Origin of the sequence: Pseudomonas sp. PONIH3, from assembly GCF_002934345.1 — a bacterium.
GTDB classification, from domain to species: Bacteria; Pseudomonadota; Gammaproteobacteria; order Pseudomonadales; family Pseudomonadaceae; genus Aquipseudomonas; species Aquipseudomonas soli.
In genome coordinates this window covers 1,698,390-1,719,844 of the sequence record NZ_CP026386.1, presented here as the reverse complement: position 1 = coordinate 1,719,844, position 21,455 = coordinate 1,698,390, and the positions used below count along the sequence as shown (strand labels likewise).

At 60.3% G+C, this 21,455-nt stretch carries 23 protein-coding genes; 4 read left to right on the top strand and 19 right to left on the bottom strand.

The window, feature by feature from the left end; translation table 11 throughout:
* Positions 1-53: 53 nt before the first annotated feature.
* The 10 genes from C3F42_RS07760 to C3F42_RS07715 form a co-directional block, all read right to left on the bottom strand.
* On the bottom strand, positions 54-1,163 hold the full coding sequence (locus C3F42_RS07760; RefSeq protein ID WP_070414186.1) for a DUF6094 domain-containing protein: 1,110 nt from the start codon (positions 1,161-1,163) through the stop codon (positions 54-56).
* Between the two features lie 69 nt (positions 1,164-1,232).
* Positions 1,233-1,883 carry a hypothetical protein gene (locus C3F42_RS07755; RefSeq protein WP_070414187.1) on the bottom strand — a complete coding sequence of 217 codons (651 nt, stop codon included), beginning with the start codon at positions 1,881-1,883 and terminating at the stop codon, positions 1,233-1,235.
* Between the two features lie 78 nt (positions 1,884-1,961).
* Positions 1,962-2,222 (bottom strand): hypothetical protein, encoded by a 261-nt coding sequence (locus tag C3F42_RS07750; protein ID WP_070414188.1) that lies wholly within the window; start codon positions 2,220-2,222, stop codon positions 1,962-1,964.
* Positions 2,223-2,233: 11 nt separating this feature from the next.
* Complete coding sequence (locus C3F42_RS07745) at positions 2,234-2,632, bottom strand: hypothetical protein (RefSeq protein WP_070414189.1); 399 nt, start codon at positions 2,630-2,632, stop codon at positions 2,234-2,236.
* A gap of 94 nt (positions 2,633-2,726) precedes the next feature.
* Positions 2,727-3,386, bottom strand: a complete 660-nt coding sequence (locus C3F42_RS07740) for a DUF3275 family protein (RefSeq protein ID WP_070414190.1) — start codon at positions 3,384-3,386, stop codon at positions 2,727-2,729.
* A gap of 89 nt (positions 3,387-3,475) precedes the next feature.
* Positions 3,476-4,303, bottom strand: coding sequence for a DUF932 domain-containing protein (locus C3F42_RS07735; protein WP_070414191.1), 828 nt, complete (start codon positions 4,301-4,303; stop codon positions 3,476-3,478).
* Between the two features lie 155 nt (positions 4,304-4,458).
* Positions 4,459-5,379 carry a DUF3577 domain-containing protein gene (locus C3F42_RS07730; protein WP_070414192.1) on the bottom strand — a complete coding sequence of 307 codons (921 nt, stop codon included), beginning with the start codon at positions 5,377-5,379 and terminating at the stop codon, positions 4,459-4,461.
* Between the two features lie 348 nt (positions 5,380-5,727).
* On the bottom strand, positions 5,728-6,093 hold the full coding sequence (locus tag C3F42_RS07725) for a DUF3085 domain-containing protein (RefSeq protein WP_070414193.1): 366 nt from the start codon (positions 6,091-6,093) through the stop codon (positions 5,728-5,730).
* A 79-nt stretch (positions 6,094-6,172) separates the two neighbouring features.
* Complete coding sequence (locus C3F42_RS07720; protein WP_070414194.1) at positions 6,173-6,970, bottom strand: GTPase; 798 nt, start codon at positions 6,968-6,970, stop codon at positions 6,173-6,175.
* Between the two features lie 279 nt (positions 6,971-7,249).
* Positions 7,250-8,103, bottom strand: a protein-coding gene (locus tag C3F42_RS07715; protein ID WP_086005488.1) for an IS5 family transposase whose coding sequence is annotated in 2 segments (ribosomal slippage) — positions 7,250-7,759 and positions 7,762-8,103 — 852 coding nt in all. Because the reading frame shifts where the segments join, the coding sequence is not laid out codon by codon here.
* 228 nt (positions 8,104-8,331) lie between these two features.
* Between C3F42_RS07715 and C3F42_RS07710 the strand changes: the two genes are divergently transcribed.
* From C3F42_RS07710 to C3F42_RS07695, 4 genes are all read left to right on the top strand, one after another.
* A complete protein-coding gene (locus tag C3F42_RS07710; protein ID WP_104444256.1) occupies positions 8,332-8,814 on the top strand; it encodes a hypothetical protein in 483 nt (160 codons plus the stop codon).
* 24 nt (positions 8,815-8,838) lie between these two features.
* On the top strand, positions 8,839-9,867 hold the full coding sequence (locus C3F42_RS07705; RefSeq protein ID WP_057391188.1) for an IS30 family transposase: 1,029 nt from the start codon (positions 8,839-8,841) through the stop codon (positions 9,865-9,867).
* A 114-nt stretch (positions 9,868-9,981) separates the two neighbouring features.
* On the top strand, positions 9,982-11,295 hold the full coding sequence (locus C3F42_RS07700) for a diguanylate cyclase domain-containing protein (protein WP_104444255.1): 1,314 nt from the start codon (positions 9,982-9,984) through the stop codon (positions 11,293-11,295).
* 104 nt (positions 11,296-11,399) lie between these two features.
* The gene (locus C3F42_RS07695) at positions 11,400-12,152 is read left to right on the top strand and encodes an OST-HTH/LOTUS domain-containing protein (protein WP_070414204.1); all 753 of its coding nucleotides are present in this window, start codon (positions 11,400-11,402) and stop codon (positions 12,150-12,152) included.
* 99 nt (positions 12,153-12,251) lie between these two features.
* On the opposite strand, the gene C3F42_RS07690 is transcribed toward C3F42_RS07695, so the two are convergent.
* The 9 genes from C3F42_RS07690 to C3F42_RS07650 form a co-directional block, all read right to left on the bottom strand.
* A complete protein-coding gene (locus C3F42_RS07690) occupies positions 12,252-12,974 on the bottom strand; it encodes an ABC transporter substrate-binding protein (protein ID WP_070414196.1) in 723 nt (240 codons plus the stop codon).
* Between the two features lie 126 nt (positions 12,975-13,100).
* Complete coding sequence (locus C3F42_RS07685; RefSeq protein WP_070414197.1) at positions 13,101-13,760, bottom strand: hypothetical protein; 660 nt, start codon at positions 13,758-13,760, stop codon at positions 13,101-13,103.
* A gap of 100 nt (positions 13,761-13,860) precedes the next feature.
* Positions 13,861-14,322 (bottom strand): hypothetical protein, encoded by a 462-nt coding sequence (locus C3F42_RS07680; protein WP_070414198.1) that lies wholly within the window; start codon positions 14,320-14,322, stop codon positions 13,861-13,863.
* Between the two features lie 95 nt (positions 14,323-14,417).
* Positions 14,418-14,810: a hypothetical protein gene (locus C3F42_RS07675; protein WP_070414199.1), complete on the bottom strand. Its 393-nt coding sequence runs from the start codon at positions 14,808-14,810 to the stop codon at positions 14,418-14,420.
* Between the two features lie 22 nt (positions 14,811-14,832).
* A complete protein-coding gene (locus C3F42_RS07670) occupies positions 14,833-15,045 on the bottom strand; it encodes a hypothetical protein (protein ID WP_066267468.1) in 213 nt (70 codons plus the stop codon).
* 359 nt (positions 15,046-15,404) lie between these two features.
* Positions 15,405-16,967 (bottom strand): ATP-binding protein, encoded by a 1,563-nt coding sequence (locus C3F42_RS07665; RefSeq protein ID WP_103272844.1) that lies wholly within the window; start codon positions 16,965-16,967, stop codon positions 15,405-15,407.
* Between the two features lie 856 nt (positions 16,968-17,823).
* Positions 17,824-19,836 carry a DNA topoisomerase III gene (locus C3F42_RS07660; RefSeq protein WP_070414854.1) on the bottom strand — a complete coding sequence of 671 codons (2,013 nt, stop codon included), beginning with the start codon at positions 19,834-19,836 and terminating at the stop codon, positions 17,824-17,826.
* Positions 19,837-19,996: 160 nt separating this feature from the next.
* Positions 19,997-20,776: a hypothetical protein gene (locus C3F42_RS07655; RefSeq protein ID WP_070414853.1), complete on the bottom strand. Its 780-nt coding sequence runs from the start codon at positions 20,774-20,776 to the stop codon at positions 19,997-19,999.
* 251 nt (positions 20,777-21,027) lie between these two features.
* Positions 21,028-21,426, bottom strand: a complete 399-nt coding sequence (locus C3F42_RS07650) for a single-stranded DNA-binding protein (protein ID WP_070414852.1) — start codon at positions 21,424-21,426, stop codon at positions 21,028-21,030.
* Positions 21,427-21,455 lie beyond the last annotated feature (29 nt).

Sequence of the window (21,455 nt, the reverse complement as noted above, 5' to 3'; positions counted from 1 at the left end):
CCGCGCGAGCGATGTGAAGCGCGCCCGCCTTCGAGCGCGCTACAGCCTTGTGCTCAGTGGATGGTGATGACTTGTCCCAGTGAGGCCGAGTCGGGAGACAGGTCCCATGCGCGGATGACCGGCACGAACTTGTCCGTGAGGATGCGTGTCTCTGCGATGGAGCCATCGTCGCGCTCGCGGTGCTCGACGGCGGTGGCCTTGCGCTTGTAGGTATCGCCCTTGACGGCCAGGATGCGGCCGCTTTTGGACTGCACGACACCCGAGATGGCGCCAGCCGCAAGGGCCAGTGCCAGGTGCCAGTGGGACAGAGCACGTGCCGGGGCACGCAGGGATTGCTGGGCAGCACCAAGGTGTGTCTCGAATGCGGGCCAGAGGCCCTGCAGCCGGTTCACTTCCTCGGCGAACTGCGCCGGCTCCATGCTGATCCGGTAGAAATGCTCCGGCTCGACCGAGGTCGTGGGAACCACATACGGCAGCGATGTCCACTCGGACGGAAGTTCATCCGCCTCGACTTCGCCTTGCCCGATCTGTAGCAATCGGGCCCGGACTGCCTTGGTGTCGTCACCGACCAGCTCGCGCTGGCGGATCCGACGTCCGAATACGACCACCTGCTTGAACTGCGTATCCACCGCACGGTGGATGCTCAGATCGGTGAAGTGTCGCGTCAGCCACCCGACCAGTTCTGCGTCGAGCACATAGGACGGCACGATGAAAACCAGGATGCCTTCGTACTGCAGCAGCTGCAGCGTCTTCTGGTAGAACAGCTTCTCCAGCCTGGCGCGGCCCTTGCCTTCGTAGCCGATGTTGCCATTGGCATCCTTGGACAGGTCGCCGTAAGGCGGGTTGAGCCACAGCAGGCTGAACGACTGGCGCGAGACCAGCGTGTCCATGAGGTCGCCGTGGATGCAGTGATCGACCAGCAGCCGTGCGTGATTGGCACGTTCCTGGTCGTACTCCACGGCGTACGCGCAAACCTGCTCATGCCCGAGGGCATGCGCGGCTTCCGCGATGGCCACGCCTTCGCCGGCGCAGGGATCAAGGATGCACATTGGCCCATCGCTGGGCGCCAGTGCGCGGAGCGCTCGTTCGAGCGTGGATTCATCGGTCGGGTAATACCCGTTTTTGGCGAAATTGCGGGCAAGCCGCGGGAACATCAGTGCCATGGCAGTCTCCTGATTGGCGGGGGATAAAGGTCGGATGCGCGCGCAGAGCGCACATCCGTGACGGGCGGATCAGGCCACCGCTTCCACTGGCAGCTCGGCGTGAGCCGGTACCGGGTAGGCGGTCAGGACGCCGCGGCGGATCAGTTCGCCCAAGGCATCGGTGAGGACCGGGACATCGAGCCCGATCCGGAAGCTTTGTAGCGGACCAAGGGCCACCGGCAGGGTTTGGAGCATGTCGCGCTCACGCAGCAGTGCCAGTACCGGCGCTTGCCAGTGGTCCAGCAGCGGCAGTGGACATGTGTCCTTGACCAGGTGCCACAGGCGCAAGGTGGGATCGACCGAGGCGCGCGGCAGCAGCGCGAGCGCGCTGGCCGTGGCTTTGTCCGGACGGGTGCAGCGCCGGTCGAACAGCCATAGATTGACCATCGAGCCGAACAGCGTGCGGCGATAGGAACGGGTTAGGCGCTTTTCCAGGCGATCGACCGATCCGACGAACACGGGGATGGAGCCCCCTTGATCGGTGATGAGGTGGAATTGCTCCAGTCCATCTTCGTCGCGGCCCAGCGTCAGCCGGGCCAGGAACTGCTGGATCGCGGTATCCCGCGCCCAGATTGAGAGAAAGATCAGATCGCCCTGATCGCTGCAAACGCATGCATCGGCCATGAGGTCGCTGCATTCATCGATGCGGTACAGGGGGTTGGGTGATGAAGGTTCAGGCATGGTGGTGTCCTCGATGAAATGAGGGGCAGCACCGCCCGCAGGGGCAGTGATGCCCCGGAAGGGATGAAGGAATGCGGACTACTCCGGCTCGAAGTCCCTGGCGTGCGGGTTGAAACGCAATGCACGTCCTGGGGTACGAATCGGCGTGAAGTCCTGGTGGTACACGTTGATGAGATAGCAGTCGCGGTAGCCGATGGCTTCCCGCGCCTGTGCCTCGGTCAGGCCGGCCTGGATGAAGTCCTCAACGAGTTCCTCATCCGAGGAAACCTCGTTGTTGGAGAGCTGGTCTTCGACCTGGCGCAGAAGCTCGGGCGAGAGGGATTGCAGCGAAGTGTCCATCGCGTCCTCCTTCAGGCCGTGGCCAGTTGCGAAGAAGCCACCGGCCGGCGCCGCTGCGCGTGATAGGCCCTAACCTTCTCGCGCCAATCGGGCGAGATTTCTTTGGCCATCGCGAGATAGCGCAGCGGGCAGGTGTAGTAGTACGGCGACATGGACTCGTCCATGCCCTTGTACCCCCACTGACCGCCACTGTGCTGGAGCAGGTCGCAGCAGATGTAGCACATGGACTCGCCGGGCGCGAGATCCTGGTGAACGCCTTCGGCCTTGGCCGTGATCTCGACAACGGACCACAGCACATTGCCACGCAGCGTGTGCGCGATGACACGGACGCTGGCGCGTTCGCGGTCTTCGGGTTGGATCAGGTCCAGGATCAGTTCCGACCGGGTGCGGGATGAGAAAAGCCAGCCCATGATGAAGTACTCCTGCAAGAAAATGCCGGAGTCCTCCCTGGCGGGACGGAGCCCCGGCGGGTGGATGAAGATGCCGCGGATGCGGCGAGGCAGATCAGGCGGCCTGTTGTTCGGGCCGGTTCCACTGCTGTGACTTGAAGTCGAGGGCGTAGCCCAGTTCGCCCAGCCGGGCGATCTGGGCACGCAGGGTGCGGCGGTCGATGGTCGAATCCAGTTTCACGGATTCGCTCAGCGGCCACAGCAGGCCGAACAATGCGGCATCGTCACTGTCGGGGCCGCCGGAGGCAGCCACGGTCGCAGATGGCGCATCCACACCAAAGGGCGTGGTATCGATCAGCGGATCGGCCGAGGCCTGTACAGGATCGGCAGCAGGCTTGACCGCCGGCGTAGCCGATGGCTGAGCCACGTCCTCGTCCAGCGGATCGACCTCTTGCGTGGCGAAGCTGCGAGCCTCGTCCTTGCTCAGCCGGTCCAGGCCCGAGAGGGTCATGCCGTCCAGGTTGGCGCGGATCTCGAAACGCATTCCACCGGCCGTGGGATAGGCCTTGGGATAGATGAAGCGGATGTGGAACTCCCCGTCGTACTTGCCTTCGGGGTACTGCTCCAGCTCTGCATCCTTGACCGCGAACTCACCGATGGCGGTGACCAGCCGGCCGACATTGAACCGGCCATTGCGGCCGTTGATGGTGCGCAGCGTGAGCTGCCCGGGGACGATGAGGGGGGCGCTGGACTTCGGGGCTGATTTGGCCGCCATGGTGTGCTCCTTCGATGATTGGGGGATCGTGAGATCCAAGGGAAAAAGGAAACGGACCGCGCCCGCGAGGGGCGTGGTCCGTGCGGCGCTTAGGCCTTCAGTTGGCGCATGCCATCGGCCAGCATCCACAACGCCCGGTTCAGGCGCAGGTTCTGGTCGATGCCTTGCACTTCGCGGGTGCGCTGCCGACGCCCATTGGACGTACGTGCCGACAGGCCACCCTTGACCATGTTTTCCTGGATGCGGTTGAACACCGACCACAGGTCCGGTCGTCGATCGTCGAAGCGACGGGGCGCAAGCAGTTGAGTCTCCGTGACAGGCGCAGGCCTGGTCGGATCGTCATACTTGAGCGCCAGTGCGGAGCGCGCGAGGATTTCTTCTTCCCCTGTTTCAAGGGTGATGACGCGCATGGCGTCTCGCGACGCCTGCACCTGCTCGAAGCCCTGGAGGACCTCGTATGCGCCTTCGATCACCTCACCGGCCACGTCTCCCTTGTGGGGGACGCGGATGTCGGCAGTGGTTTCACCGCAGACCAGGCCGTTGTGGCAAACGAAGCGGAACATGCCAGCCAACATCTGATAGCTGCTGGTACCGTCATGGCTGTTCAAGAGAATGATCTCGTTGGCTTCCGAGCCGTTGATCTGGCTCGCATGGCGCATGCGGATCATGTGCTTGGTGAACTCGCGCCGGTCCTCGTTGCGGACACGGGTCTGGCACACCATGAAGGGCTCGAAGCCCTCCTGACGCAGCTTGGTCAGCACGGTCGCGGTCGGTATGTAGGCATACCGCTCGGATCGGCTTTCGTGGGGAGCGTCAGCGAAGATGGAAGGGGCAACAGCGCGTATCTGGTCATCCGACAACGGACGATCCGCGCGCAGCACTGGGGAACGATGGGCAAAGCGGGTTGCGAGAGACATGGCAATTCTCCTGGGACAAAACGTGCATCTGCCCGGGCCGGAGGGCCAGGCTTGACGCTAGAGATAAAAGAGCGCGAACGCGTGCACCTCCCCGAAGGGAGGGCACGGATCAGGTGGGAGAAACGGTCAGGCCCCGGAGTGGAGCCTGGCGTGGGTCAGAACGAAGCCGCCATTGCCGGTTCGTGCTCGACCGCTTCAGCTTCGGGCTCGCGCGGGGCGGGCTCGGTGGGCTGGGCGGCGTCGCCGCTTTCGGCAGTGCCCTTGGCCTCGGTCGCTTGCGCGTCCGGGGTTGCAGGTGCTTCGGCATTGACTGCAGCAGCCGGATAGACCTGCTGGCCATCGACCTTGATCAGACCGATGTGGACCAGCGTGGACTCCAGGCTCACGCCCGGCTCGCCGGCTCGTTCGCCCTTGGTGCGCACGTACGGGTCAGCCCGCATGTCGTTCAGTCGGAAGGCGATCAGGACCTTGCGTTCAGCCTCGATGGCCTGAACGCAGCGACGGACCAGATGCTGGGCGTCGGTGGTAGCGACGATGGTGTCGAAGTAGCGATACTCCGGTTCACCGACCGGGCCGGTCAGCGCTCCGATGGAGCACGACAGGAACGGATCGCGATCCTTGGGAGTGACCTCCTTCGGACGGCTCAGGTAGCCGATGCCGCGGGTGATGAGCTCGTGCTGCTCGATCGTTGCCAGTTCGGCGCGATCGATCACCTCGGCTTTCAGCAGGCGCCCCTTGAGGCTCGCTGCCACTTCACCCTGACGTTCACCGCTGGGGCGGATGAACGCATCGCCCCACAGGTCGCCGAGCCGGAAACGGACCAGCGGACGCTGCTTGGGATCATCGATGCCGACGTAGGACTGAACCAGCTTCTTGGCCTCGGTGCCGGACACCTTGACGTCGAAGTAGCGGATGGACGGCTCCTTGGCGGAACCAACTAGGGCGGCGATCGTGCAAGCCAGGAACGGCTGTGCGCGGCGGCCTCCCTTGACGGGAACCTCACGGGCACGCTGCAGGTAGCCGATGCCGGAGGTGTGGAGGTCGAAATAGGATTTCTCGTTGGACGTGGTGGTCATGGTGAATCTCCATAGGAAAAGAGCGGAGACACACCAACCCCACGATGCGGGGAGAGGTGCGTAACCCCGCGATGGGTTGAGAACGGCAATTGCATCCACCACCGGAGAACCGATGGCCGTTCGAGTAAGGATGCGGTGCGAACTGGTGTGGTCGCGCAGCGGGAGCTGCGCCGCAACCTCGAAGACCGATGGTTGCCTGGCATGTCGCTGACTACGTCAGCAAGCATGGACGCAGCGTCACACCATGGGCGACGGACCGCCACGGCAAATAGGAAATACCCCGCGACCGCTTTGCGCAGGCCCAAAAGAAAGAGCCTTCGACTGGCGAAGGCTCTTTGGGATGCAGGGTCAGTGGTCTTGTGCGGTGGGCGGCACGGCCTGCAGCGACAGGTGCGTGAGCGAGGCAGACAGCACCAGGTCATCGGTGCTGTTCAGGATGCGTGTGAGTACGCCTTCGTTCGGGTCGAAGAACTCGCCGAAGTCGTCGCCACCCAACTCGATGCGCGCCAGTTCCCACCAGTCATCGAACGGATCGACATCCGGATCGCAGCCAACTGCATAGGCAATCAGCTTCTGGCGTTTATCGGGCCTACGCTCGCCATGCTCGGCGAGCCAGTACACGCCCTGATCCTTGACCAGGATGACGCGGCATTGGTTGGCTATGGCCTCGGCCAGGACAGGTCGAAGCGCACTGCCTTTGAAGAGCAGAGTCATGAGATATTCCTTGACGGGATTGGATGAGGTGCGAGCACGAGCCAATCCCTGGGCGGTTGGCTCGGTCGCGGTCCAGCAGTTAATGGGAGGTGGCCTTGCGGCCGGAGATAGGCTGGACCTGAATGCGACGCCAGGAGCCGTCGTCGATCAGGTGTGCCAAGGTGTCGCCGAGCATGTCGAAGTACACCTCGTCGCGCCGCTCGACACATTTGCCATCGCGGTGCAGCTCGATGGCATAGACGTCGTCGCCGCGCAGATACAGCACGCTTACGCGACCATCAAACTTGCCGGTGACCACGTTGAAGCTGATCGTCGGCGGAGTGCGGATGATGTCCTTCGGTGACGGATCGACCAGTGTGAATTCGCTGGCGTGGGCATCGACCAGCATGTGGCTGATGGTGCGGTGCTGATCCGGTGCGGGCATGGACTCCAATTGCTCGATGAGCTGCTGCAGTTCAAGGCACACCGGCTTTGCAACCGGCAAGTGCGCCGGCGCCGAGCCGAGAATCAGTCGGGTGACCTTATACGGCGTGCCGTCCGAGGTATGTTCCACGACGTCTTCCGGAGTGTCGGCGCGCAAGCCATCGAAACGTCGGCGTGCGTAAGGTTGGACAGTGACCTTGGCCCCTTCGACAGGGATGTCAGTGACCAGTTCGCGGTCCAGCACGGCGAACTGTGTGCGGCCGATCTTGACGACTATGGCTTCGTCGGTGGTCGCAACGACCTTGCCGTCGAAGGGCTGGGGGTCGATGCGAAAGCCCAGGGCGGATTCCTTGGGCTGACCGTCAAAGATGTTGAACTGAAAGCTACGCGCGTTGCCTGGCAGGTGGCCGGCGACCAACAAGGGAAGCTGCTGGCGAATGGCTTGGTGATCCATGGTGGAGTCTCCTGAAACGAAAACGGGACTCACCAGCCCTAAGGGACAGTTTGTCCCTTAGGGTGGATTTGTAGAACAAAGAACGTTCAAAGGATTGATACTGCCAGAACGCCGATGGCGCACCGCGGTCTTGATGGCCTTGACCGCCTGGGATGTTGCCGGCTACGCCGACTAACATATACGCAGCGTGAACCCAGACACCTCCAACGTCACTCGAAAAGCGAACCTCACGTCTTCGCATTGTTGGCAGCCCTTCGAGGTGTATGGGGAGAATGGTCTCTAGGCTCTGTACGTAAAGTATTGTCGCAAGCACCGCATAGCGCAGGCCAATGAGACCATCGCCGCAAAACTTGTTGCGAGCTTGTCGAAGCGCGTCACGATGCGACGGTTCTCCTTCAGCCAGCCAAACATGCGTTCGATGATGTTGCGCTGCCGATATTTGGGGCGATCAAAAAGTCGAGGCAATCCTGGCTTGGTTTTGCGCTTCATGCTTCGCAACGGAATGACTGGCTGCATGCGATAACGATCACAATACTGGCGCAGCGCTTCAGCGTCGTAACCCTTGTCAGCCAGCAACCAGCGGCAACGCTTGCGTGGGCGACCGCGCAGGCTGGGTATGCAAGCCTGATCGAGTAGCGGTTGGGCATAGGCTATATCGCTGGCTTGTCCGCCTGACAACAGGAAACGCAGAGGCACACCATTGGCGTCGCACAGCATGTGAATCTTGGTCGTCAGGCCACCCCGGCTGCGCCCGAGCGCGTGGTCTTGCGGTTCTTCAAATCCCCTTTTTTCCCGGCACCTGATGAGGCCCGGGTTGCTCGTACGGCAGTGGAGTCGATCATCCATGTTTCCAAGTCAATCAAACCCTGCTCATTCAATCGGATATGAAGACGCTTGAGCATCTGATCAAAAGCTCCGCAATCACGCCATCCCCGGAACCGTTGATAGATCGTTGACCAAGGGCCGAATCGTTCGGGCATGTCTCGCCAGGCTGCGCCAGAGCAAAGCACCCAGAGAATACCGTTTAGCATCAGGCGATCATCGGCCCGAGGGCGCCCGGTGCGCTGATTTTTGGTGAAGATATCTGCAACCAGATCCCAGGCTGCGTCGGGGAGTTCATACCGCTTTGCCATCTTGGCCTCCTGGCTTTAATGGCGGTGTATTTTACAGAAAATCGTATTTCTTGGGTTTACGTACAGAGCCTAGTGGTGGAGCCCCGGCCTAGGCATGCATAACGGATCATCAGAGGGCTCGCCGGTATTTCCTGCGGGTTGTGCCTGACATATCATAAATATGATGACCATCTGGGGAATGTGCCAGTAATCACGGGGTTTCAAAAGGCTGTCGAAAGAGGATGATGAATGCTGCGCCTTGCTTCTTTGTTGGTTTTCTCTAATGTGGCTGTTGCCTCTATTCTAATTTTTGGGGTCTCGCTAAGTCTAAAAAACAGCCGCAATGCGGATATATACGAGGCGCAACAGGCTGCGGCGAATCTTGCGAACAGTTTGAGTATTGAGATTGGCGCGCAAATGCACTTGATCGAGAACTCTTTGTCGACAATTGCATTTAGGGTGAGTGATGCAAACTCAGAGGATGAGCGAAATAAGATTGTGACGAAAGAGCTGGCGGAGCAAGGGATGCTGCTGTCACAAGTATCTAATCTCAGATTTGCCGACGCTTCGGGAGCAGTAGGAATCAAGATAAACGGAAAGACAACGGATGTCTCTGAATTCTCACACTTTATATCAGCTGCGCATGCGGAAAGGATGGTTTTTTCTGAGCCAGTTGTGTGTGATGACTCGAATGAATGGTGGGCGGCGGCAAAAACTGAGTGCAACACCTGACCTTTCCGGTACGGTGCTGCCCCTATGTCATATACCGAACTCAGCGTTGAAGAACGCGCCACCATCCAAATCGGCCACGCCCAGGGCTTCAGCCTGCGCAGGATTGCTCGCCTGATCAATAGGTCTCCTTCGACCATCAGTCGAGAGCTGCGCCGCAATCGAGATGTCTGTGGCAGCTACTCGGCCCGCGCGGCCCAGGAGCAGATGAAGGCCCGCCGCCAAGTCTGTCGACCGAGCCGAAAGCTGCTGCCGGGGAGCGAGCGCTTCGAACTGGTGGTTCATATGCTGCGTGAGCGTTTGTCTCCCGAACAGATTGCCGGCAAGCTGCGCCACATGAACATACCTAGCCTCAGAGATGCCTACGTCTGTCGCGAGACGATCTACAACGCGATCTATGCCCTGCCAGTGGGTGAGCTGCGTAAGGAGCTGATCATCTGTCTGCGCCAAGGCAAGACGACGCGCCGGCCGCGCTCTGGTGGCGTGGATCGGCGCGGCCAGATCCCCGAGATGGTCAGTATTCATGTGCGCCCGCCGGAGATTGAAGACAGGCTGATGCCGGGGCATTGGGAAGGCGACCTCATCAAGGGTAAGGCCAACGCCTCGTCCGTCGGTACGCTGGTGGAACGTACCAGTGGCTACCTGATGCTGGTAAAGATGAACGACGCGACGGCGACCTCGGCGATGGAAGGCTTCAGTGCAGCGCTCAATGGCATGCCGCTGGCGATGCGCAAGAGCATGACCTACGACCAGGGCCGAGAAATGGCGCGGCATGCTGAAATCACCCAGCAGACCGGGGTGGCAATTTACTTCTGCGACCCGCATAGCCCTTGGCAACGCGGCAGCAACGAAAACATAAATGGCCTGATCCGCCAGTATCTGCCCAAGGGCACGGACTTGTCGGTACACAGCCAAGAAGAACTCGACGCTATTGCACTGCAACTGAACATGCGACCGCGTAAGCGCTTCGACTTCAAGTGCCCCATCGAAGTTATGGGTGAGGTGATGCAGAAGGCCATGACTATGCGGCATGATGCTCCAGCTTCAATTCAATGACCGTGTTGCACTCAGCTCCTGCAACCGCCGTGCATTGTTTTGGCTCGAGGGCTCCGGACCAAAAATGGGGATTTCTACGGCCTCATTTATGCTGAGGTCGAGTCGGATGCACTGATGACGAGATTCTCCCGACTGGATATGGGGGCTGCTGGTGCGATCGCTTTGCGAACAAGCGCTCTAAATCTAGTTGCTAGATTTTCTAGGTCTGATCCGTGGTCAAAAAAAGGACTTGGTGAAAAAATCGTTTCAGACGAGCTTTTGGATCAATTGGCCAAGGGAGACGAAAGGGGCTGGTATATCACGCCAACGGCGCTTGATCATATCGAGCGAATCACCGCGTACTCTCGAATTGAGGGCTATCCGCTTATCGCTCTTACGGGTTTGGCTACGGATGAGTTTCTTAAAAACTGGAGGGCTGAGGTTTTTCGTCAGGCTCTTCTTGTACTTATGGTTCTAGGGATCACCGCAGCATACTCCTACTATCTTTTCCGTACGCAGAGAGCAGAAAGAAAAGCCCGGCTTGAGGCTGTTAGTGTTGTCCAACAACAGAGCCTGATGCTTGAGAATAATCTCGTTGGAATGATGAAAGTGCGCGAGAGGAAAATAGCCTGGGCGAATATGGCGACATCGCGAATATTCGGGTATGAAAGCGGGCAGCTGGATGGGCGGCCATCACGGCATCTGTACTTGAGCGATGAAGATCATCAGCGTATTGGAATGGCTGGATATGCGGCGCTCCGTAATGATGGTCGATATTCAGTACAGCTGCAAATGCAACGAAAGAGTGGTGAGGTTATTTGGATTGATCTAAGCGGCGCAGCAGTGTCTGAAAAAGAAAGTTTGTGGATGATGGTGGATATTGACTCAATAAAGCGTAGCGAAAAGAATGCCCAGGATTTGGCATTAAGCGACTCGCTTACCGGAATTGCAAATCGGAGATTGTTCGACCTACGCCTTGAGGGCGCTTTGTCTAATGCGCGTCGCAACAACCATCTTATTGCAGTTTGCTACATGGATCTTGATGGGTTCAAGAAAATCAATGATGCCTACGGCCATGATGCCGGTGATACGGTACTGTGCCAGACGGCCAAGCGGTTAGCGGAGGCCGTCCGCGGTAACGATGTAGTCGCACGGCTTGGAGGGGACGAGTTTGCTGTCCTGCTGAACTCTGTCGAAGGCACTGCCGGAGCAACGCTAGTAATGCAGCGCTGCCTTGAGCAGATTCGCGAGAGCATTGAGATTGCGCCTGGTAAGTATGTGCAAATCGACGCAAGTATCGGAATCGTTGTCGGATCCGGGGACTCTGCTCCGCAAGACTTGCTGCGAAGAGCAGACGAAATGATGTATGCAGTAAAAAAAGGAGGCAAAGGCCGGATCCAGGCGGTTGCGATCAAGTCTGTTTCCAAAAACACGGAAGAGGTTAAGTGACTACTTGCAACGGAGGCCCCGGCGATAAGATGACGTGTGCGCAATGGGAAGTACAGCGCTTGCTGGGGCGATGTCTGCTGCGGATTCAGCAGTACGAACGTCTGATGAAAGCCATCGTGGCGCATCACGATCTCTCAGGCCCGGCCACAGCGTTGGAGGCTATCCGCGCGGCCCGAGTGGAGGATGCCGCGACGAAGACGCTAGGCACCATGGTTGGTCAGTTGTTCGGCTCTTACGTCGTGACCGATTCGGGTCTAGAGGAGGAACTGGCTGATCCTGTCGTTGGTAAGGTCGCGACGGTGCGCATGCGCCTTCAACTGAGTATGGGCGCCGAAGATTATCAACGCACACAGGCGGAGCTGCGTGACTTGGTGGCGCTGCGCAATGGCCTGGTACATCACTTCATTGATCACCACGACCTGTGGTCAGTGCAGGGCTGTCGTAGTGCGCAGGAAGCGCTTGTCGGTGCCTACAGCCGCATCGATCAGCATTTTGAGCAACTGCGCGGGTGGGCCGAGCACATGGATCAAGCACGTCGCTTGGCGGCCGAATTCGTACAGTCCAGCGCTTTTCATGAGTTGGTGGTCAATGGCATCGCGCCAGATGGCTCCATTGATTGGGCGGCGTCAGGGATCGTTCGAGGCTTGCGCGAAGCAATTGGTGAGCTTGCGGAAGACGGTTGGACACCCGCTGCGAAGGCAGGTCGCTGGATACTGGCCAAGTATCCGGACCAAGTGCCATCCAAGTATGGCTGCAGCAGTTGGCGGCAGGTGGTGCATGAGTCACGCCTGTTCGAGCTTCGCTACCGGGAGGTCGATGGCCAGCGCGCGGGGTACTACAGGGAGCGCGGCGCCTGACGGTGACCCCGACGGGTGACCGATTCAAACCCGGCCAAAAGAAAAGCCCCTCGTTGGAGGGGCTCGGAATGGGCTGATGGTTGACGCGTTTGCAAGGACCTACGCTTCTTCCTCAATCACCGGCAGGCCCTCCAGAATGGAGGCGTCCGCATCGAGGACCAGCATGCGCACGTCAGCCTGGCCAGCCAGGTGCAACACGTCGATCAGTTCCTCTGGTACACCCTTGGCACGGTGTTCCGCACGAAGGTCGGTAGCTGTGGTGCCTTCTACCTGCTGCAGATTTATATCCGTCCAGGGAGTGGCGATCAGCTTGATGCCTATGGCCGGGCTGTATGGGATACGAAATGCCACGAAGAGAAACGCTGTCGGTGTCGCGATGTCGGCGAGCTCGCAGAGGAATCGGCCTGCTTCGTCGGTGATGTGGGCAGTGCTGATCTCCCAGCACCGGCTGTAGAAGCCGGTCTCGAATGTCAGCGTGCGCACGACTTCCTGCGCAAACTCCCGGGTCTGGCTGTCTCCAAGATGAATCAGCGCGCCTTCGACGTCCTTGCCGTAGATGCTATAGAAAACCGCCAGAATGGTTCCACTGCCACTACAACTGACATCCAAGTCTCCGGGTATCACTTGATGCTCCGTGACCAGGGCGTACCCTTCATTGAATATGCAGGCGTGCAAGGCCATCTGGTCATCAGGCAGGTGATGCTGCGTGGGATGCAGTGGAACAAAGGTTTGCGGATGGCGATCGTCATAGCTGATCACCGCCACGCGTCGAATCTCGAAGCCGTAGTAGCCGCGAGCAAAGGGATTGATCTGCTGGATCATGGTGACATTCTCCTATGAGGGTTGAAGTGGAGCCAACCCCTACCAGGGCTTGGCCCCGAGGGGGAGGAAATTCACCGCACTCAGGCGATGAGTGAGGTGGATGTTCAGTGCGGAATAACTTCGGCTTCAGTGCAGCAGTGAGGACAGCCGCTTTTGCGTTTGAACGCGTACCGATTCGTCCTGAATGCCTGCAAGCAAGCGTTGAACTTCGCGCGTGAAGTGGCTGGCGACCGCTTCCAGGTCTTGTCTGAGTAGTGCCTGGCGAACCGAATCGCCAAGCTGCAGCGCCTGTCCGGAAGTGCAGTACGCCACGAACTCTCGGCTGAAAAACTGCGCGTCGCCTCCGAAGTTGAAGAGGCGCGGCTTGCTGCAGTGCCAGCAGCCCTCGAAACGGATTTCCTGAAGTCCGTGGCCATCATCGAATCGGGTCGCGATCAGAAACAGTGCATCAAGGTCCGCGGCATCCTCGAATAGATGGTGCTCGATGAGATGCGCCAGTGCTTCGTCCTGGTCGGCGCCGAAATGCAGGGACAGGCTCGCCAGCAGCGGTTCGACTGTCTGGGAATCGTCGGGTAACGGGAGGCCAAGCGAGGTAGCCAGCTCCGAAAGCCCTGCGCAGAGGTCTACCCAGCTCGGGTTGTTGTCCTCGGCAACGAGGGCGATGTAGGCCTGCCCGTCGCCGGGGTGCGACGCGTCAAGCTTGAAGCCGCCGAACAAGGCGGTTATCACAGGGGTGACCCGATCGAGAACGAGAACGCCGGTGGCGTCGTAGTAGTTGTTTGCCATGACTGGCTCCTTGAGGTTGGAGCGGAGCCAGCCCTCGCGGACATGGCATCCGCGAGGAAGGGCCTGATGCGTGCTGCATCGGGCCAAGGTGGAAGGCGAGTCAGTCGCCGAAGTCAGTGGTGTCGCCCAGTGCCTTCTGCACCTCGATGAGGCCGCAGTTGGCAAGGACGTACAGCTGGTTGTAGTCGTCGCCCGTCGGTGCCTGTTCGGCGTCGTTCAGGCGGGTGTCCAGATCGACGATTTCCTGGCGTACCGAGCGGGCCAAGGCCAGAGGCTCGGGCGCTTCGTCGGTGATCGACTCGCCCAGCGCCGTGAGCACGATGCGGGGAGACAGCGCATCCGAAAGAGACTCGAAGACGGTCGGCGTATCGCCGCGGCAGATGGCCTCGGCTGTACTCTGACCGATGGAAAACCGCGTGATTTCGTCATCGTCGGCACCTTCGGTGTCGTAGTCCACGACAACAAATGGTGGCATCGGAAGATGGCGGGGCCAGTCTTGAACGACGATGGCCTGGACCAGGCCACCTTCGAGGACGACCGCAAAGGAGGGAGTTCGGGACATGGTGTGGCTCCTGTGAGAAGAAGGAGGGACACCGCCCCGAAGGAACTGATGTCCCTCATGGGTGTGAAAAAATGCGGAGGTTGCCCTGGTGGGGCTTACCAGCCGCTGTAGTTCAGCACCAGGTCGGCGATGACCTGACGACGTTCCAGATCCAGGCCGCCGAGATCGGCAAGCCCTTCAAATCCACAACGGCGCAGCATCGCAGCACCCTCACGGGCGTTGTAGAAGCTGACCATCGCGGACAGGAACATGCGTTGACCGCTGCTCAGAACGCCGAGGGCATCGTTGAGCGTCAGCATGTTGGGACGGAGATCCCACTTGCTGGTGGCGTGCTGCAGGCCTTCGTGGGTACCGTTGCCGAACCACTCGGGTCCTGCGATTTCGGCACCGCGCTTCCAAGCTTGAAAGAATGCGTCCGGAGCACATGCGAAATGCTGCTCTTCCCGCATGATCTGTTCAACGACTTCCGGAGGCAGAAGCTGGTTCATGGTGTATCTCCTTGCTGAGGGATCAGGGGTTGGGCAACTGGGTCCAGCCGCCTCTTTCGAGGGCTCGCTGGGCACTGGCTGCGCTTCGGAAGTACTCGTTCGATTCGCGAGACACGGGGCCTTCGCTGTCGCGGGTGCCGATGTAGTGGCCCGCTGCGCTTTGCATGACTTCAAGCGACAGGTATTTGCCGACGTAGACCAAGGCCAGATGGCCGAAAGAGGCGCGGTGAGACATGGACGACTCCTAGGTGACAGCGAGACGGCCGTGCCCCTGTCGGGATGGCAGTTCCCGCGAGGGTTGAAGAAAGATGCATCGACGCCTGAATGGCGTTCATCCGCGGACCGATGCGATGGCGGACTGGTGGATCTCAGGGAGGGGATTCCCTGCGCAGCCGGAGGATCCTTGCTGCTGGCATGGTGCTGACAACGTCAGCGACACATGCGGGCAGCTTTGCCCATGCAGCGGTTGGCGTCAGGGAGAAATGGGAACCCAGGCTGGACCGGATTAATGCCATGCCGATGCTCGATGTGCCTCTTTTCGCAACAAAAAGCCCCCGGAAATCCCGGGGGCGCAGTGGTTGGTGGACAGCAGTGTCAGGCGGTGACTGCTGCCAGCTTTCCTTCAGCATCGAAGGTCAGATGAACAACCGCACCTGCTAACCTTGGTTGCGTTGCATACCGCAAGGTGAAGGGCAGCAGGGCCTGCACAACCCCGGCCGGAGACTGCGAACAGCCTACGGCGATGAAGGTGTCGATGGTCCGGCCGTCTTCGTCCTCGCGATCCTCGTCATAGCGATCATCGAAGATGTAGTCGGAGACCAGCGCCGTCGCACCGCCTGCATCGGCGGTGAGGAACAACGTGACGCCTTTGCGAATGGCGCCGACCGCAACTTCCGGCTCGCCTTCGATGCTGACGTTCAGGCAGTCGGCCAAGGTCAACTCGACCTCGTAGTCGGCCAGACACAGGCTGGCGTCATGATGCAGGATGGCGCCTGGGCGGACCTGTACTTCCTCCGGCGTGATGGGCCTTACAAGCCCCAGTAACCAGTGCCCGCCGTCGATCCCGCTCTCATCGAGCAAGAACGCTTTGCGAGCCTCCAGGTACACCTCAGCCGTAGGCGCATCATTGCCATCCGATTCGATCAGCCAAGCACCAGTTTCTTCCAGTACCTCCCGAGCCACGATGCCCTCGGCCACGTGCCGGTCCCAGTAACGGCGGAATCCGGACGGGTCAAGGGCCCAGGATCGGAACCAGGCTTGTGGAACGAAAGGAACGTCGTTGAGCAAATCGGCGTTAGATGAGTCCATGCAGATGCGCGCGTAGTTCACGATGAAGTCGCTGGCCGAGAGGCGCTCCTTGGTCTCGATCAATGCCTGGCGAAAGGCGCTGTCGATCGCGACTTGGATGCGCTTGTGGTCTTCCGCTTCGTTCAGCAGATGCTGGCGATCGGGAAGCCTGGCGAGCGTTGCAGTTGGCAGCTGTACAACGTGGTGCCTGCAGATCGACGGTGATCGACCAATCGGAAGGCCTTGAAGGAAGCACCGCCACTGCGTGCGTGAAGCGGAGAGGTCGAGCAGGATCTTGCCCATGGGTGTCTCGCGCCATTGCAGCGCAAGGTCCGCCAGGGGGCGAAGCACTGCGTCGCCATTGAGCCAGACTGGAACTGGAAAGGCTTCGCACAGGGCGCGCAGAAGACGGTCAGCCCAAACAGGAAGGGTCTCTCCCGGCTGCGTCGGCTGGATGCCATCCAAGCGGATTTCCGTGCCTTCAAAAAGATCGCAGGAAACCAATTCAATCGGCTCGCCGCGGATGATAGCCGCCGTCGCGGCACTGAATGCCTTGCCACCGGAGCGGACGGCCAGGCGTTCGGCGAAGTACAACGTGGACAACACACCCATGCCGAAAGCGTTCTCGCGCGTCTGGGTCTGTTCGTCCCAGCTGGACTCGGCAATGTGGATGAGGGTCTGCAGGTTGGCTATGCCGCTGCCGTTGTCACGGATGGTGAGGCTGCTGTCATCTACGGTGAAGTGGATGGCGCTGGCTTGAGCACGCCTGGCGTTCTGCAGCAGTTCCCCGAGCATCGAGCTCTGGTTGAAAGCATGGCGAAGGTTGGCGATAAGACGGTTCTGGTTCGTCTGAAGACGGATGGTGTTCATGAAAAACTCCTTGGAGGGTTCTGCGTCATTGGACGTTTGGGTGGGTTGGTCGCCAGAAGGCGAACGAAAGCGCCGCGCACACAGGGAGGTGGTCGGCTTGAGCTTGAAATGGGCAGGAGCGCCCGAGGGATTGCGATGCATCTCCGCCCTGGCGGGCGGGCATCCGCGGCACGACGCGATGCGGATGGGGATGGTCGACACGCCGGGGGCGTGGCGCAGCCTGGGGCGACCGTGGCTGCTGGCGGTTGCTGATGAATCAGCGACCCAGTGCCAAGGATCTTGGTCGGGGTTGGTCCTGTCGTCAGGAAATGGGAACCGAGACGTTCCGCGATGGTGCGTGATTATTCGGGGTGCGCTACACGCCCTGGTACGGCGTGAGGAGGTGCCGGAGGCCGTCTGGCCTCCGACTCAAGACAAGGTCACCACCCATGGGCTGCACAGGGTTCGGTCGTCGGTAGAACCGTCCGCTGTTTCAGCATTCACATCCGACCCATATCGTGGCTGGGGTCGGTATTGCCTGGCACACATCCGCGCACAAAGGGCGCCCGTTGATTCGCCGGCGGGCTCCGGCGCTGAATACCATCGACCTTGAGGGGTCTCCTGGTGGCTCGCGTAGCGCCATGCTTGCGAGGCACCAGGAGACCCCTCTCTGCGGACGGAAGAAATGCCGATCAGGAGAATGCGCAGGCGCGCGATTCGGGTAAAAGTGGCCTTCTCGCCTCGTGGACCAAAGGCGGTCCGCAGAGGCGCGCACACCGTTGCAGAAGGAGTCGCGCGCTGGTTGTCCCGCTGGGAGGCGGGACGGACTGCCATGTCGCCGGCTGCGGGCCGACATGGTGGTGGGATTCAGGGCACTTCAGGGTGCCTTCGGCTTGCTGCGCTTGCGCGTGCTGCCACGTGCGCCTTTGCCGGTCTCGACAGGCAGCGTGCCCTTGCAATCCGGATACCGGCTGCAGGACCAGAACGGCCCGCTCTTGCCGGTGCGTTGGCGCGTGGGGGCGCCGCAGTCGGGACACGCGGGCCCCTGCGGGATCTTGATTGCCAAGCTGGTGCCGCGATACTGCTGGATCAACTGTGCGATCCAGGACGACTGCTTTTCTATGAACGCATCGAGGCTGAGTTGCCCCGACTCGATCATGTCCAGCGCCTGTTCCCAGATTGCTGTGGTTCCTGGATCCGCAATAGCGGCGGGCACGGTATCGATCAGGGTAAACGCCGCATCCGATGCGCGGATGGCGCGGCCTTTCTTCAGCAGATATCCGCGCCCGAGCAGCCCTCCGATGATGTTGGCGCGGGTGGCTTCGGTGCCAATGCCCACGGTGTCCTTGAGCTTCTGCTTCAGCCTTGGATCGGAGACCAACTTGGCCACGCCCTTCATCGCCTTGACCAACTCGCCTTGCGTATAGGGTTTGGGCGGCAATGTTTTCATGGCCTTGAGTTCGGCCTGTGCGATCCGGCACTGCATGCCGTTTGATAGTGTCGGCAGGATCTGTGCGCGCTGGGAAGGCTCGTCGTCCGGGGCGTCCGGGCCACAGTTGATCAATGCCAGACGCCAACCCAGCACCACGACCTGCTTGCCCGTGGCCTGCATCGATTCACCGGCCGACGACAAGAGTGCGACGGTGCGGTCATATTCATGGTGAGGCATGAACTGGGCGAGGTAGTGGGCGCGAATCAGGCCATACACTGCTTGCTCCTTCTCCGACATGGCCGACAGCTTGGCTGGCTCCATGGTGGGAATGATGCCGTGGTGGGCAGTGACCTTGCCGTCGTTCCAGGCGCGGGAGACCTGGACAGGATCGAGCTTGGCCACCATCGCGCCGAGAGTCGGGTCGGTCGCGACCAGCGCGCTCAGGACAGCGGGTACTTCGGCCAGCATGGATTCGGGCAGGTAGCCTGAATCCGAACGAGGGTAGGTGGTAGCCTTGTGGGTCTCGTAGAGCGCTTGCGCGATATCCAGCGTTTCCTGCACATCAAGCCCGAACTGGCGAGAGCAGACCTCCTGCAGCGTGCCTAGGTCGAACGGAAGCGGCGGAGCCTCCCGGACGCGCTCGGTTTCCACAGAACTGACCTGAGCCGAGCCGGCCGAGCGGATGCGCTCCAGTGCTTTGCGGGCAACCGCCTCTTGAAGGCAGCGGCCGTTCTGATCACAGTCTACGGGCGGTGCCTGCCAATTGGCCGTGAAGGCGGCCGATGCAGCGTTGAGAGCTACCTCGACAACCCAATAGGGTATGGAGACGAAGCGCGCGATCTCACGATCGCGATCCACGACCAGTTTCAACGTGGGCGTCTGCACGCGCCCCACGGAAAGCACACCCTCGTAACCGGCTTGCCGACCCAGGACGGTGAACAGTCGGCTGAGATTCATGCCGATCAGCCAGTCCGCACGAGATCGTGCCAGTGCTGAGAAGTACATCGGCAATGTGTCTGCCGATGTTTTGAGGGAGGTAAGCGCCTTCCGGATAGATGCATCATTGAGCGCCGACAGCCACAGTCGCTGGATGGGCCCGCGGTAGCCGCAGAGCTCGATAATTTCGCGGGCGATCAATTCGCCTTCGCGATCCGCGTCGGTCGCAATGACCAACTCGGTGGCCTGTGCAAGCAGTTGCTTGACTGCCTTGAACTGCGTCCCCGTCTTGGGTTTGACTTCGACGCGCCAACGCTCGGGAATGATGGGCAACTGCTCGATAGACCAGCGCTTGTACTGTTCGCCGTAAGACTCGGGTGGCGCGGCTTCCACAAGATGGCCAATGCACCAGGTGACGGTGACGCCGGGGCCGCTCAGACAGCCGTTGCCACGCTGTGTGGCGCCCAGGATGCGCCCGATGTCCTTACCCTGAGATGGCTTCTCGCAGAGAAATAGCCGCATGCTGCCTCACCCGCACGATGTTGTTCATGGGCGCAAGCATGTCGGGAGCTTGAGGGTCAGGCAGCAAACAACGTGGATTCCGAGCGATCGCGTTGTGTCTGAGGCTCGATGGGTGAATTCGCGCTCTAACTGCACGGCGACGAAGTCGCCGTGGCGCGGGTCAACTGCTGCGGCGGGCGATCCGATTCTGCAGCAAGAACCAGCACATGTTGAGGGCAAAGGAGCGTCCCAGGCGGGCCATCTGGTTTTCGGGAATGCCGACCGGCCGGTGAGCGCCAGGGCTGAGGAAACCAAAGACGCCGGCCAAGCCTTTTTCCTCTTCGAGCGTGATCTCTCCGCTGTTGCGCAAGAAGCCAATGACCTCACCCCATTTGGCGGGATTGTAGGAGGCGGTTATCTGCTGCTGCTGAACGACTTCTGCTGCGACATCCACCGCGAGCGCTTCGAGGGCGACGCGTGCATTGGTCAGCGCTGCGTTGTAGTCGGGCGGCGCGGCCCGGAATGCTTCGGCCGAGTCGTTGATCTTGTCGATGATCGCGTCCCGTTGTGGCGTGCCGAATCCACGCAATGCGGTGATCAGATCGTCTTCGACAGGTGCCGCGTCGGCGATGGACGGGTCCGCCTGCAGCAGCTTCTTGTCTTGCGCAATGTAGCCGTCGATCAGCAGGCATTGGGTCAGGTCATGCATGCGCTCCTCGAAAAGTGTTTTCGGGGATACTTTGGCGCGAAGATTACCAGGGGTTGCAACAATCTCCTGGAGTACCTTTAGCAAGGTTCGATCGTCCTGGTCACGGACGATACTCATGATGCCAGGCAGCAACTGGGCTGGATGCAGCGCGAGATGCTCAACGCCGTACTTGCTGAACAGTGCGATGGAGACGGAGGTTTCTTGGATCGAGAGAAACTGGGCAAGCGAGTAGCGGGTTCTATGGCTGATCATGGATGGCATCTCTTGAATGAACTTCCATCAGTATGCCAATGAAGCCGAGTCCTACCTAACGGCGTGATCGCCACGAGGGATTGATCCAACGCTAGTGTTATAAGGCCGAAAGCTCTGCGGCGTTCACAGGAGCTTCTGCTGGACCACCAAAAAATCCTCAGTGGACGTTGGTGGATTGATCCCCAGGGGATGGCATTGCCCCTAGGGATCCGACGCGCGGGAGCAGGACTCACGGAACTGCTCCGGGGTGATCACGGGGCGTCGTTGTCCTGCTCGTTGGCAGGCCTGGCGCTGAGCTGTACCGACTCGATACGGAACGGAAGAATGCCTACGCGCCGGGCCTCGATCTTGAACGTGGTGCGCTCGTTCTCATCGGCATCCTCCCATTCGTCCTTGACCGTACGTCCCTCGACCATGACACGCATGCCCTTCTGATACAGGTCCTTCCAGTGGCCGGCGTCGCGGTGCCAGATTTCCACCGGCGCCCAGAATCCACCGCGGTCCTCAAAGGAGCCGTCCTTCTTCGGCACTGGGTTGTCGAAATAGACGTTCAGCCGCAGCAGGCGGTTGGGTTCATCGTTGCCGTTGGCGAATTCGCGGAAGTCGGGGGCGGAACCGATGTTGCCTTCGCCGTAGAAATGGGTACTCATGTCGAAATCTCCTTGGTGGGTGAAGTGCC